Annotated in this window: 12 protein-coding genes; 5 read left to right on the top strand and 7 right to left on the bottom strand. The window is 61.0% G+C overall.

Features of this window, described 5'->3' with window-relative positions; all coding sequences use genetic code 11:
- The first annotated feature begins 122 nt into the window (after nt 1–122).
- Nucleotides 123–1280: a DUF2336 domain-containing protein gene (locus ABNU55_RS08265; protein ID WP_290750702.1), complete on the top strand. Its 1158-nt coding sequence runs from the start codon at nt 123–125 to the stop codon at nt 1278–1280.
- Here ABNU55_RS08265 and ABNU55_RS08260 read toward each other — a convergent pair.
- Nucleotides 1277–1966, bottom strand: coding sequence for a hypothetical protein (locus tag ABNU55_RS08260; RefSeq protein WP_290750705.1), 690 nt, complete (start codon nt 1964–1966; stop codon nt 1277–1279). The genes ABNU55_RS08265 and ABNU55_RS08260 overlap by 4 nt on opposite strands.
- Nucleotides 1967–2083: 117 nt before the next feature.
- Between ABNU55_RS08260 and ABNU55_RS08255 the strand changes: the two genes are divergently transcribed.
- Nucleotides 2084–2890: an NUDIX hydrolase gene (locus ABNU55_RS08255; protein WP_348764299.1), complete on the top strand. Its 807-nt coding sequence runs from the start codon at nt 2084–2086 to the stop codon at nt 2888–2890.
- Here the strand turns inward: ABNU55_RS08255 and ABNU55_RS08250 are convergent, their stop codons facing one another.
- The 6 genes from ABNU55_RS08250 to ABNU55_RS08225 all read right to left on the bottom strand — a co-directional run bounded on the left by ABNU55_RS08250 (nt 2891) and on the right by ABNU55_RS08225 (nt 10082).
- On the bottom strand, nt 2891–4156 hold the full coding sequence (locus ABNU55_RS08250; protein WP_290748938.1) for an amidohydrolase family protein: 1266 nt from the start codon (nt 4154–4156) through the stop codon (nt 2891–2893). It abuts the gene before it with no gap.
- Nucleotides 4153–5583 (bottom strand): amidohydrolase, encoded by a 1431-nt coding sequence (locus ABNU55_RS08245; protein WP_290748940.1) that lies wholly within the window; start codon nt 5581–5583, stop codon nt 4153–4155. The genes ABNU55_RS08250 and ABNU55_RS08245 overlap by 4 nt, the downstream gene beginning before the upstream one ends.
- 121 nt (nt 5584–5704) lie before the next feature.
- Nucleotides 5705–6628 carry a hypothetical protein gene (locus ABNU55_RS08240; RefSeq protein ID WP_290748942.1) on the bottom strand — a complete coding sequence of 308 codons (924 nt, stop codon included), beginning with the start codon at nt 6626–6628 and terminating at the stop codon, nt 5705–5707.
- Nucleotides 6629–6736: 108 nt separating this feature from the next.
- Nucleotides 6737–8734 carry a DNA topoisomerase IV subunit B gene (gene parE / locus ABNU55_RS08235; protein ID WP_290748945.1) on the bottom strand — a complete coding sequence of 666 codons (1998 nt, stop codon included), beginning with the start codon at nt 8732–8734 and terminating at the stop codon, nt 6737–6739.
- 120 nt (nt 8735–8854) lie between these two features.
- Nucleotides 8855–9511, bottom strand: coding sequence for a uracil-DNA glycosylase (locus ABNU55_RS08230; RefSeq protein ID WP_348764301.1), 657 nt, complete (start codon nt 9509–9511; stop codon nt 8855–8857).
- Nucleotides 9504–10082, bottom strand: coding sequence for an NYN domain-containing protein (locus ABNU55_RS08225; RefSeq protein WP_290748950.1), 579 nt, complete (start codon nt 10080–10082; stop codon nt 9504–9506). Before ABNU55_RS08225 ends, ABNU55_RS08230 begins: the two co-directional genes overlap by 8 nt.
- A gap of 130 nt (nt 10083–10212) precedes the next feature.
- On the opposite strand from ABNU55_RS08225, the gene rpoZ reads away from it, so the two are divergent.
- From rpoZ to pyrE, 3 genes are read left to right on the top strand one after another with little or no spacing between them, the layout of a single operon-like run.
- Nucleotides 10213–10563 (top strand): DNA-directed RNA polymerase subunit omega, encoded by a 351-nt coding sequence (gene rpoZ / locus ABNU55_RS08220; RefSeq protein WP_290748952.1) that lies wholly within the window; start codon nt 10213–10215, stop codon nt 10561–10563.
- Nucleotides 10564–10570: 7 nt separating this feature from the next.
- Nucleotides 10571–12814, top strand: a complete 2244-nt coding sequence (locus tag ABNU55_RS08215; protein ID WP_290748955.1) for a bifunctional (p)ppGpp synthetase/guanosine-3',5'-bis(diphosphate) 3'-pyrophosphohydrolase — start codon at nt 10571–10573, stop codon at nt 12812–12814.
- On the top strand, nt 12811–13392 hold the full coding sequence (pyrE, locus tag ABNU55_RS08210) for an orotate phosphoribosyltransferase (RefSeq protein ID WP_290748958.1): 582 nt from the start codon (nt 12811–12813) through the stop codon (nt 13390–13392). Before ABNU55_RS08215 ends, pyrE begins: the two co-directional genes overlap by 4 nt.
- Nucleotides 13393–13404: the final 12 nt, after the last annotated feature.

The following is a 13404-nucleotide window of genomic DNA, read 5'->3' as shown; positions in this document are numbered from 1 at the left end:
CCAGGTTTTTCTCGGGTCTGCTGCCCGACCCATTGGTAAACCGGACATTAACCGGCACAATAGAAGTGTCAGCAAATTGATTCCTCGGCTGAGGGAAGGCTTTACCTATGGGCATTTCTAGCATGCGACCGCAACTGTCCGAACAGGACATTGAGCGGCTCATGAAAGGGGAGACGCCGGATGAGCGGGCCGGGATTGCGCACAAGCTTTGCCGGCGCATCGCGACTGACCCGCTGAATGAGACCGAGCGGCACCACGCCGAGGAGATCATTGCGATCCTCGCTGAAGATGCCGCCGAACTGGTCCGCAAGACGCTTTCTGTCGCGCTGCGCAATTCACCGCGCCTGCCACGCGATGTCGCCCTGAAGCTCGCCCGGGACGTTGAGACTGTGGCGCTGCCGGTGCTGCAATACTCGCCTTCGCTGACGGATCAGGACCTGATTGAGCTGGTGCGCGCCGTCGCCGGCGCCAAACAGATCGCCATCGCGTCACGTGAACGGATCGATGGGGAGCTCTGTGAAGCCATTGCGGGCGAAGGGGTTGCCGAGGCGGTCGCCGCCCTGGCGAGAAACCGGGGCGCGAGCTGGACCAACAAGGCGTATGATCGCTCCATCGACCGGTTCGGGGATGATGAAGGCGTCAAGACCGCACTGATCGCGCGCGAGCATATCCCGGTCCACATTGCCGAAAAGCTGGTCTCGCTGGTTTCGGGGCAGGCCTTCGACATGCTGGTCAACCGGCATGAGCTGCCGGCGCAGCTTGCAATTGATCTGGCTGCTGGTGCGCGCGAGCGCGCGACTGTCGATCTGGTGGAGCAGGCCGACCGCAGCCAGGACATGGGGTATTTCGTTCATCAGCTGGACCTCAATGGCCGGCTGACGAACTCACTCATCATGCGCGCGCTCTGTCTCGGGCAGATGAAGTTTGTCGAGCACGCCATGGCAGAGCTTGCAGGCGTCACGCATGGCAAGGCGTGGCTTATGATCCACGATGCGGGGCCTCGGGGGCTGGCGGCGATCTTTGACAGGGCAGGCCTGCCGCGCAAGCTACTCCCGGCATTCAAGGCGGCGGTGAACGTCTTCCACGAGACCGAAGTCGATGGCGGCCCGAACGACAAGGCGCGGTTCCGCATGCGCATGATTGAGCGCGTGCTGACCCAGTTCCAGGCTATCCCGAAGGGCGACCTGGACTATCTTCTGGAAAAGCTGGACTTCTATTCAGAGCAGGCCAAGGCCATGGATGCCGCGCCTTCTGAAGAGGCCGCAAGGCGCGCGATCTAGGCGTCGACCTTCGGCGCGCGGCCGAGCTCAATGCCGACACCGGCCAGCTTTTCGCCGTCACGGTAGCGGGCGTGCTCTGCAATCACGGCCATGCCGCAGGCGCTTGCCGCTTCGATGCGGTTCAGAAGATCAGCCTCAACCCAGACCTTCCGGGCGTCCACGCGTACCGAATCCAGCAACAGACGAAGACGCGTATCCAGCGGCGTGCACCAGGAGCGCGTGGCGTTCACGCCAACGCGGAAGCCGCGCCGGCGCAGCGACTCGATGCTTTTCAGGACGTCGGCTTTCGACTGCGCCAGTGAAGCGTCATCAACCTCAATGCAGATCTCCTGTGGACAGATCCGGCTGCGCGCCGCGGCGGCCTCGCAGGCTATTGGGGTGTCTGGATGCATGAGCGCGACGATGGGCGCTTCGATGATGATCGGGCGCGCGGTTGCGCAAGGCTGGTCATAGGCCAGCCGCGCCACGGCCTCTACCTGGTGCGCGAGCCAGAGCGCCGGGCTGATCCGGCTGACAAGCTGGCCGCCAGCGCCGAAAGAAACGCGGTCATCGAAGGCGAACTGGGTTTCAGCCACAAGGTTCACAATGTCCCCAGTGGTCAGGTGAATGACGGGCGAGAGCCTCAGTTCATCTGCGCCTGGAACGATGGAGGGTTGACGCGACGACCGTGTCCGAACCTGTTGCATAGAGCACCCCTGTCTGTGATTGTTTGAACGATAACAATGACAGACGCTCGTTGAGATCACGCGGATCGGAACGGGTGGATTTCCTGCAAATTTGCCGGATTTGATGGAGGACCCGTTATGACTGCCGCCGCGCCCAGACTATCTGCCACCGTCCTCCTCCTGCGCGACGCGCCCGACCTTCAGGTCCTGATGGTGAAGCGTCACTACCAGATCGACTTCGCGGCGGGCGCGCTCGTCTTTCCGGGCGGCAAGACGAATGAAGAAGATGCCTCGGATGCCTGGGATGGGCTCAGCGACGGCAATTATGAAGGCAAGGCCCGGACAGCACGCGTCGCGGCCCTGCGGGAGGCCTTTGAGGAGTCCGGGATCATACTGGCACGGCACGCCGGTGAGCGCGGCGAGGGCGCGCCGCTGGTGGGTGTCGATGTGGCGGACAGGATTGCGCCGCTGCGTGAAGCGGTGGACCGCCGGGAGAAGAGTTTTGTCGAGCTGATCGAGGAAAACAATCTCGTCCTCGCGCTCGATACGCTGGTCCATTTCGGCCACTGGATCACACCGGACATGATGCCGAAGCGTTTCGACACCCATTTCTACCTCGCGCCGACCCCGCCGCAGCAGCTGGCAACACATGATGGCCGCGAGACGACCGATGCGGTGTGGTTGTCACCCCAGCTGGCGCTCGACATGGAAGCGGCCGGCGAAGCGACCATCATCTTTCCAACCAAGATGAACCTCGGCAAGCTGGCTGAGGCCGAGAGCGTGCCAACGGCCATCAGCCGCTTCAGGGAGGGCAAGGTGGTGACGGTGCTGCCAGTGGTCGGCAAGGATGAGAACGGCAATCCATGTCTGCACATCCCGGCAGAGGCCGGCTATGTGCAGACGATTGAGCCGCTCGAAAAGATCGAGAATGTCGCCAAACGCTGATCAGCGCCGATAGGCAAACGGTCTCTCGTTTTCATCCAGGTTGAGATAACGGTCGCGCAGCTTGGTCTGGCGGCTATCAAGCGGCTGTTCTTCCCCATCGATGAACACCCGGACCGGCGCGCTCATGACTTCGAGCGGATCGCCGTCCCAGATGACAACATCTCCAATGCTGCCTGTGGTCAGGCGTCCCGCGCCATCGACACCGAAGATGTCGGCTGGAACGGATGTAATGGCCTGCAGCGCATCGGTGTGGTCGACCCCGCTGCCCACCGCATTGCCGGCACTCTGCAGGATAAGGCGCGCCTGATGGCTGTTGTCATCGAAATAGGCGAAGGCTGTCTGCACGCCTGCCTCGATAAGGCGGGCGGCGTTTTCCTGCGTTGCGCCAAGCTGCTCAAAGCTGCCGGGAAGGTTGTTATAGGGGTCGATGATGACGGGAATATCCGCCTCGGCCAGAGCCTCTGCGGCCAGCCAGCCTTCCTGAGCGCCGACGATGACGATTTGAAGATTTGTCATTGTTTTCTTGAGATCGATGATCTCGCGAATGTCGCTCTCACGGCTGACAGCGATCATGATGAGCTGATTGCCTTGTGCGGCGCGCGCAAAGGCTTCCGCATCCATCCGCCCGAGCGCGTCACCTTCGCTGTGAGCAAGATAGCGGGCCGGATAGGCGCGTGCATCACCAAAGGCTGCCCGCAGCGTCGCCCAGGCCGCAGGACGCGAACCGCCTGCGAGACCTGCACCGCCTTCGCCAAGGTTTATGAACGTGAAAGCGCGCTTCTGGGTCACTGAACCCGGCTCCCCGGTCGTGGAGGCGATGAAGCCCTGACCGCCAAACAGGGAGGACCCAAGGCTTGGAGCGACAGCAATACGTGTGACCCCCTCAATTCGGGTCACGTCGATTGCGGTGGCGGCCGGATTGAAGCCGTCACTCATGTCCAGAGCTGCGCTGAAGCCGGACTGTGGAGCCGAGGTGTCATTCGTTGTGTCCTCGGCGTCGACTTCAACGATGCCTGTCTGGGAGAAGGCCGAGAAAATCCCGGGCGTCACCCAGGCACCTTCAGCATCTATGGTTTCCAGTCCGCTGGGCAGGGTGTCGCCATCCTCCCACGCGACAACAGAGCCGTCGCGGATGACGAGAGTCGCGTTTTCGCGGACGGTTTCGCCGTCAAACAGGTTTGCGTTCTGGATCACGAGGTTCTGCGCCGCGGCAGAAAGCGCGAGCAGGGAGGTCGAGGCGGCGAGTGCGGTTAGCTTGCGGATCATTTCACGTCTCCTTCACCCGGCTGGCCAAGTTCGAAATCGGTTACCGGCGTGTAGTCCGGGCGCTCAAGGTCGAACATGAGGGCGCCATCGATATAGACGCGTTCTGCATTCGAGTAGGTGGAGAACGGGTTGCCCGTCCAGAGCACCACATCGGCATCCTTGCCGGTTTCGAGCGAGCCGGTCTGGTCAAAGATGCCCAGCGATTTTGCCGGATTGGCCGAGAGCCACGTCCAGGCTTCGGCATCGGAGATATCGATTCCGGCGCGCCGGCCGTCAGCCAGCGCCTTGGCGGCTTCCTGGTTCAGCCGCTGGATGCCGATATCGCTGTCGGAATGAACAATCGCGCAGGCGCCCGCCTTATGGACCATCGGGATATTCTCCCGGATGCCGTCATAGGCTTCCATCTTGAAGCCCCACCAGTCGGCCCACATCGACGAGCAGATGCCTTCCTCGGCGAGCTTGTCGGCAATCTTGTAGCTCTCCACGGCATGGTGGAAGGAGGTGACCTTGTAGCCGAACTCCTTGGACATATCGATGACCTGAGCCATCTCGTCGGCGCGGTAGCAATGCATGTGAACGAGGATGTCGCCGTCGAGAACGCCGCGCAGTGTGTCCAGTTCGAGGTTGCGGGTCGGCATGTCGCCGCCTTCCTCTTCCCAGCTATCCCATTTCTGGTCATAGGCCTGCGCCTCGATCCACGACCCGCGATAGCCAGCGACGTTCCCCATCCGCGAATAGGGGGCGCCGCCCGGAAACCGTCCGCCGCCATAGCCGTAGACCCGCTTGGGGTTTTCGCCACATGCCATCTTCAGCGTGTATGGGGCCTCCGGAAACTTCATCCCCTGCACCGTGCGCGAGAGCACGTTTTTCAGTGTGACGCCGCGCCCGCCAAAGAGGTTGGCGGAGCCGGGCAGGATCTGCAGCGAGGTGACGCCGCCAGCCAAGGCCCGGGTAAAGCCCGGATCCTGCGGCCAGATCCCGTGTTCTGCCCAGACCTCAGCCGTGACGGGGGCCGAAATCTCATTACCGTCCTGCAGCCCGCTCACGCTTGGAGAAGGATAGACGCCAAGGTGAGAGTGATTGTCGATGATGCCGGGCGTCACGAACTTGCCGGAGGCATCGACGACTTCGGTATCGTCACCGGCTTCAAGGTCCTCGCCCATATTGGCGATATTCCCGTCCTGAAGCAGGACATCGTAATTCTCGTAGACATTGCCAAGTCCGTCATAGACCGTCGCATCCCGAAGAAGCACGGCATCCGAGGGATAGGCCTTATAGGTGGACGGATAAGGATCTCGGTCGAAGGCGGCTTCTTCCGCCTCGCCGGACCCGGCCTTCTTGTCCTTTGTGTCGGTCTCATTAGTGCCGCACGCGGAAAGCAGCGCGGCGACGGACAGCGTTGCTGCCAGACGAATGGCAAACTTCATGTCAGCCCCTCAGCCAGATTTGATTTTGTCCATAGTGGCCGGTTTGGCCGCGTATGCAATGGGGCAGGGCAAGGGAAATCAGGGAAATTCAGGAAACTGCTGACCTTCGATCAGACGGGGATCATTGCTGCGCCGATCTGTCGATCGGGCGCGTGCAGCCGGGAGATGAGAGGTCGAGAACGAACCCTGCCGGCGTACCCGCTGGTCCGGGCTTCCTGCGCTCCAGCTTCTTCATGGCCCGCGCGAGAACGACCTTGCCAAACGTCGCCACTCCCGGCTCACCGGGACGTCCAGGCCGCGCGCCAATAGACCGGCGCAGCCGGGCATTGGCATAAAGCGCATTTGCCCGGAAGAGGGCCGGCCAGGTCATGAATTCGCAGGAGAGCGAGACATTGACCATGTCGCCATTCTGGACCCTGTGAGGAGCATTCTGCGGCCAGGAGAGGCCGCTGCCAGGCGAAAGTTCGACCTTCTGTGCGGCCTCCTCAAACGATGGGTCGAAGAAGAGGCTCTCATCGCCTTCGCCAAGCGCGATGGCTTCCAGCCGCTCTGTGGGCGCAAAGCGATCCGTTGCCGGATAGAGGTGGAGGGTCTTGGTGCCCCTGATCTGCAACAGGGCCACCAGTGGAATATCGAGATGATAGTGAACATGGATCCCGGGCGAAGAAATGAGCACACTCATGTCCCGCTTGATGGCGCGATGGCCCATCCGCGCCTGGAGACTGTCAAAGATATCGTCTGCCACGCCCGCATAGTCGCGAACGAGATCATTGGTGGCGCGCAAATTCAGCCATATACGCCCGCCGCGCACCGCCTGCATGATTTCGGCCCCCGTGAGTCCGTTTGCGGTGCCCCGGACGGGCAGGTCTTCGCCCTCACCATAAGCTCCAAATGTCCAGATGCCGAGACGCTCGCGGGGATAGGCATCGAGCAGCGCCTCAAGGGCGCTATCGCTGAAAAGCGGCAAGGTCTGGAATGTGTGTTCAGCGCAGAAGAGGTCGGTCCCGTCGGCCGCGCCGCGCATGATGTGCCAGTCGATACTCATGGATGAAACAGTCCAGCCCGCAGAGATGTCCTAGCCCTGTCCCATGACAGACAGGGGTGAAGATTCCCTTCCCGCCGCCGCAAGAACTGCGCCAGACCGGGCAGTGTTCTAGATGTCGAGGTCTGCGGCGAACTGGGCGTTGTCCTGAATGAACTTGAACCGGTGCTCGGCTTTACGGCCCATCAGCGTGTCGATGAGTTCGGCTGGTTTAAGCTCGGTCAGCTCATCCATGGAATCGGGAAGCGTGATCCGCGCCAGGGTCCGTGACTTGGGATCCATCGTCGTTTCCTTGAGCTGCGGCGCATTCATCTCGCCGAGACCCTTGAAGCGGCCGACTTCCACCTTTTCGCTGCCCTTGAATTCCTTCTCGATCAGCTCGGCCTTCTGCGCGTCATCCATGGCATAGACGGACTTGCCCTTATGGCTGAGCCGGTAAAGCGGGGGCATGGCCATATAGAGCCGCCCGCTTTCGATCAGGCCGGGCGTCATCTGATAGAAGAAGGTGATGAGCAGCGATGCGATGTGGGCGCCGTCGACGTCAGCGTCGGTCATGATGATGACGCGCTCATACCGAAGGTCATCGAGGTTGAAGCGCGTCTTCAGACCCGTGCCCAGCGCGAGCATAAGATCCGACAGTTCCTGGTTCTTTTCCAGCTTGTCGGTGGAGGCAGAGGCAACGTTCAGGATCTTGCCACGCAGGGGCAGGATCGCCTGCGTTTTCCGGTCACGTGCCGTCTTGGCCGTACCACCAGCGGAGTCGCCCTCGACGATGAACAGTTCGGTGTCGCCGGAATTGGCAGAACAGTCGGCGAGCTTGCCGGGAAGGCGCAGCTTGCGCGTCGCCGACTTGCGGGCGACTTCCTTGTCCTTGCGGCGTTTGGCACGCTCATCGGCGCGTTCCATCGCCCAGTTCAGCAGCTTGTCAGCTTCTTTCGGGCTGCCGGCGAGCCAATGGTCGAACCGGTCGCGCACGGCATTCTCGACCAGGCGGAAGGCGGCCGCCGTCGAGAGCTTGTCCTTCGTCTGGCCGACGAATTCAGGCCCCCGGATGAAGACCGAAAGCAGGATGCCAGCATAGGACATGACATCGTCGGCAGTGATGGTGCTCGCCTTCTTCTGACCTGTCAGCTCACCATAATTGCGAAGGCCCTTTGTAATGGCAGAGCGAAGACCCGCCTCGTGTGTGCCGCCATCGGGTGTCGGGATGGTGTTACAGTAGGAGCGCGAGAAGCCGTCCGCTTCTCCAAAGCCGGCAGCGGTCCAGGCAATGGCCCACTCGACCTTGCCATCATCTGTCTCGACGAGTCCGGAGAACGCCTCATTCGTGATCGTGGCCTTGCCCTTGAAGACTTCTTCGAGCTGGTCGGCCAGACCGTTCGGATAGGTCAGCGTCGCCTCTGCTGGGACCTTGGAGTCCTCGGGCAGGAGGGACGGGTCGCAGGACCACCGGACTTCGACGCCGCGGTAGAGATAGGCCTTGGAGCGGGCCATCTGGAACAGGCGGGCCGGGCGGAAGCGGAGCTTCTCGCCGAAAATTTCGACATCGGGCCGGAAACGGACACTTGTGCCGCGCCGGTTGGGGGCGGCGCCCTTCAGCTCGACCGGAGAGACCACATGGCCGCGTTCGAACACCTGGACATAAAGCTTGCGGTCACGGGCGACCTCCACCTCGACGCGTTCCGACAGGGCGTTGACGACAGAGATGCCGACGCCGTGCAGACCGCCTGCGGTCTCATAGGCCTTGTCGGAGAATTTGCCGCCCGCATGCAGCGTGGTCATGATGACTTCGAGCGCCGACTTGTCCGGGAATTTCGGGTGCGGGTCGATCGGAATGCCGCGACCATTGTCGGTGACGGTCAGGAAGCCGTCCTCTGCCAGATGCACTTCGATCCGGCTCGCATGGCCCGCGACCGCTTCATCCATCGAGTTGTCGAGGACTTCGGCAAAGAGGTGGTGATAGGCCCGCTCATCGGTGCCGCCGATATACATGCCCGGCCGCTTGCGCACCGGCTCAAGGCCCTCAAGGACCTCGATGTCCTTGGCCGAGTACCCGGAATTGTCGGGTGCCATGTCGTCGAACAGTTGTGCCTGGTTTGAACCTGCCATGACCACCTCGTCTATCCCGAATCATACCGATGATACGAGGCGGAATGTCAGGTCTCCTAGCCCCGGACCTCTCATTAGCTGTTGAAGGACTGCGTTTCCGGGCCAAAGAACCCGGAATGCCTACCGGCCGAGCAGCTCGCTGGCGCGCTGGAAGATGTCCTCGAACATCTCCGTGGTGAGCCGTCCTGTATTCGTATTGTAGCGCGAGCAGTGATAGCTCGACAGCAGCACACGGTTGCCCGGGACGGCATATTCACTGCCATGTCCGAAGGGGTGATCCTTGATCTTCATGTCAAAGGCCCGAAGCGTCGTGTCATGGGAAATCTTGCCGAGGCAGAGAAGCACCCTGGCGGATTTCAGCGCGTCGATGCGCGACATGAGATAGTTGCGGCAATTGTTGACCTCACTGCCGACCGGTTTGTTCTTTGGCGGCACGCAGCGCACGGCATTGGTGATCATGGCGCCTTTCAGCTGAAGACCGTCATCGGGACGTGCCTGATACTCGCCTTCCGAGAAACCGAACTTGTCGAGCGTGGCGTAAAGCAGATCCCCCGCCCAGTCGCCCGTAAAGGGCCGGCCCGTCTTGTTCGCCCCGGTCACGCCGGGCGCAAGGCCGATGACGAGAAGTTGCGCGTCCTCGTCGCCGAAAGACGGGACGGGTGCATTGAACCAGCCCGGATGCTCCAGACGGTTCTTGGACCTGTAGGTGACAAGCCGTGGGCAGAGATCGCAATTCAGCGGCGCTTCGGGTGGATATGTGGCTGGTGCTTCAGTCATCATCGTCCCTGCCATATTCGCCCTGCCGGTCTGCGCCGGCGCCGCGCGGCCGGGCGATCAGATCACCCAGTTCATCAAGATCGATGAAGACATCGGCCTCACGGCGCAGCTCATCTGCAACGCCCTGCGGCTGTGACTTCACCGAGGACACGACGGTGACGCGGCAGCCTTCAGCCTTCACAGCTTCGATCAGCCGGCGGTAATCCGCGTCGCCCGCAAAGAAGACGATATGATCGACTGTCGATGCGGCCTTCAGCATGTCGACCGTGATTTCGACATTCATGTTCCCGCGGCCACGCTTGCGGCCCTCGCGGTCGGTGAATTCGCGCGCCGGCTTATGCAGCACGTTGAAACCATTATAGCTCAGCCAGTCGACCAGCGGGCGCACCGGGCTGTAGTCGTCGCCATCAAAGATCGTCGTATAATAATTTGCCCGCAGCAGGCGGCCGCGATTGCGGAACTCGGTCAGCAACTTGCGGAAGTCGATTTCGATGTCGAGTGACCGGGCGGTGGAATAGAGGCTTGCCCCGTCGATGAACAGCATCAGCCGTTCGTCCTTGTAAAATGCCATTTTCAACCAGTAATCAGGGAGATGTAAAAATATCAGAGGAGGGTAGCTGGCCACTGCACTCCAATCAAGGGACGGGTTGTATCGGCCTGCTGCAGCGCATATAAAGGACGGCTATCAGGAGAATTTCCATATGGCTCGAGTTACAGTCGAAGACTGCATTGAACAGGTCCCGAACCGTTTTGACCTGATCCTTCTTGCCGCCCAGCGCGCGCGTATGATCCGCGAAGGCTCGCCGATCACGGTCGACCGTGACAATGACAAGGATCCGGTGATCTCCCTGCGTGAGATCGCAGACCGTTCCGTCAGCCTAGATGTGGTTCGCGAAGGCCTTATCGCCAACCTCCAGGAAGTGCGTCCTGGCGAGGAAGAAGAGCGTGAAGCAGATCGTGCAGCTCTCGAGACGGCACCGGCTGCCAGCGAAGAAGACGTGATGCGCGCCTATCAGGCCGAGCTTGAGTCGGGCCGCGACGACCGTTTCTAGTATTCCCATGGACAGTGCGACCGTACCTTCGAAAGACCGGTCGCCCGCAAATATGGAGCGGCGCGAGTCAGGTGCTCGCGTCAACATACCTGCGCGCGAAGACCTGGTTGAGGCCGTCCGGGCCTATTATCCGGAAGTGGATTCTGTAAGGCTTGGGCAAGCCTATGATTTCGCTAAGGAAAAGCACGGCGAACAGCTGCGCAAATCCGGCGACCCCTATTATTCCCACCCAGTCCAGGTCGCGATGCTCCTGGCAGCGCTTCAGCTCGATCAGTGCACCGTCATGGCCGGTCTCCTGCACGATACGGTCGAAGACTGCGACGTCTCGCTCGAGGAGATAGATCAACGGTTCGGCACTGATGTGGCTGAGCTGGTGGATGGTGTCACGAAGCTCGGCAAGCTCGACTATAAATCCGAGAAGTCCAAGCAGGCCGAGAACTTCCAGAAATTCATTCTGGCGACGGTGCATGACATTCGTGTTCTGCTGGTGAAGCTCACCGACAGACTTCACAATATGCGCACCCTTCATTTTGTGCCGAAGGAAGAGTCCCGCCGCCGTATCGCGGGCGAGACGCTGGAGATCTATGCCCCGCTTGCCCGCCGGGTGGGTCTTTACCAGGTCGCCTCGGAACTTGAAGACCTCGGCTTTCATCATGTGAACCCGGCGGCGCGCGAAAGCATTGTCCTCAAGCTCGAAGAGCTGATGTCGGAAAATGCCGACGATCTTGAGCGCATCCGCTTCGCCATCAAACAGGTGGTCGCAGAGCAGGGGATAGAGGCGCGGATCAAGGGGCGGCGCAAACAGCCTTATTCAATCTGGCGCAAACTGGAGCGAAAATCGATTTCCTTCCGGGATGTTGCCGACATTTTCGGCTTCCGCGTCATCGTCAACGATGTGCGCGAATGCTACCAGCTGCTCGGCGCCTTCCACACCGTTTGGGCCTGCCTGCCAGACCGGTTCAGGGACTTCATTTCGGTGCCCAAGCCGAACGGCTATGCCTCGATCCATACGACCGTCCGGGCGTCAGGAAACCGGCTGGTCGAACTACAGATCCGCACCGAGGAAATGGACCGTACCGCCGAGCATGGTGTGGCCGCCCACTGGACCTACAAGAACAGCGAATACGGCTTCGACCTTGAATCCTCCAAGGCAGCAGGCCTCGACCCCAGCATCAACCTGCGGGCATTTGGCGAATTGCTGGCCGATGGCGCTGAGCCTGATGAGTTTCTTGAGCATGCCAAGCTCGAAATGTACCGCGAGCACGCCTTCGTCTTCACGCCGAAGGGGCGCCTCATCATCCTGCCGAGCGGGGCGATGCCTCTCGACTTTGCCTATGCGGTTCACACGGCGGTTGGCGATACGTGTGATGGTGTAAAGATCAACGGGGTAGACCGTACGCTCCGTACGCCGCTGAAAAACGGTGACGTTGTCGAGATTTTGCGCCGCGAGGAGTCGCGTCCTGTGGTAGGCTGGGAAGCGCTGACGGTCACAGGCCGGGCACGGTCTGCCATCCGCCGGCTCATCCGCGGACGTGAGCAGATTGAATTCGTGAAGCTCGGGCGCGCGCTCATCGACCGGGATCTTCGCCGGGCGGGGATCGACCCTATCGAGATCGACATGGTTCGTGTGGCCCGCCGTGCCGAATTTGAATCTGCGGAAGACCTTGCCGAAGCGATTGGCCGGGGCCGTTACGAGACATCCGAATTCATCCGCACCGCTTTCCCGGGCCATGAACCTGCCGCGCTCAATCCGCAGGACCGCACCCTGATCGATGATGAATATGCCAGCCAGATGATTGCGGGCGAGGATTTGACCCCGGGTGTCACGCTGCACCTTGGTGAATGCTGCCACCCGATCCCTGGTGACCGCATCATTGGTCTGCGCGAACCTGAAAAAGGCCTCGTCATCCATACGATCTTCTGCCGCAAGGTCGCCGATTTCGAGGACCGTCCGGATCTCTGGGTGGACCTGCGCTGGAATGAGGTTGCCAAACAGGGCGTGGTTGCTGTCGGCCGCATTGGCGTGCAGGCGGTGAACAAGCCGGGCGTCATGGCGCTACAGTGTTCTGCGGTGGCCCAGGCGGGCGGGAACATCACCCGGGTGGAAACGGGTGAACGGGCAGCTGATTTTCTTCAGCTCATCTTCGATATCGAGGTTGAGGACTTGCGCCATCTCGAGCACATAAGGGCCGCATTGCGTTCGCTCGCCGTCGTGGAGAGCGTCGAGCGGATCGAGGAGACGACCAATTGACCAATGACGATGTACTCGACTGTTTCCGCGAAGCCGGTGCATTGCTCGAAGGTCATTTCATTCTTTCATCCGGCCGCCGCAGCCCGGTCTTTCTCCAGAAGGCGCTGGTCTTCTCGCAGCCGGAGCTTGCCGAACGTCTCTGTAAGGCGCTTGCAGAGAAAGTGACGGCAAAATTCGGGAAGATTGATGTTGTAGCAGGGCCTGCGGTCGGCGGCATTATTCCCGGATACGAACTTGCACGCCAGCTTGGCTGCCGCTCCATCTTCGCCGAACGGGTCGATGGTGAGCTTCAGTTCAGGCGCGGCTTTTCCATCGCCGAAGGTGAGACAATCCTGATTGCCGAGGACATTGTGACGACTGGTCTCTCCTTCAGGGAGACGGTGACGGCGCTGGGCAAGCTGCCGGGCAAGGTCGTCGGCGGGTCCTGTGTCATTGATCGCTCCAATGGCCGTGCTGATGTCGGGTGTGAACTGGTCTCGCTCGCGAAAGTGGATTTCCCGGACTATGACCCTGATGACCTGCCGGATGATCTCAAGGCCATCCCGCCGGTCAAGCCCGGCAGCCGTGGCCTTGCCTGAAGGAGCGCGCGC

Origin of the sequence: uncultured Henriciella sp. (genome assembly GCF_964005855.1) — a bacterium.
GTDB lineage: Bacteria > Pseudomonadota > Alphaproteobacteria > Caulobacterales > Hyphomonadaceae > Henriciella.
This window is presented reverse-complemented; position numbering and strand designations above follow the sequence as displayed.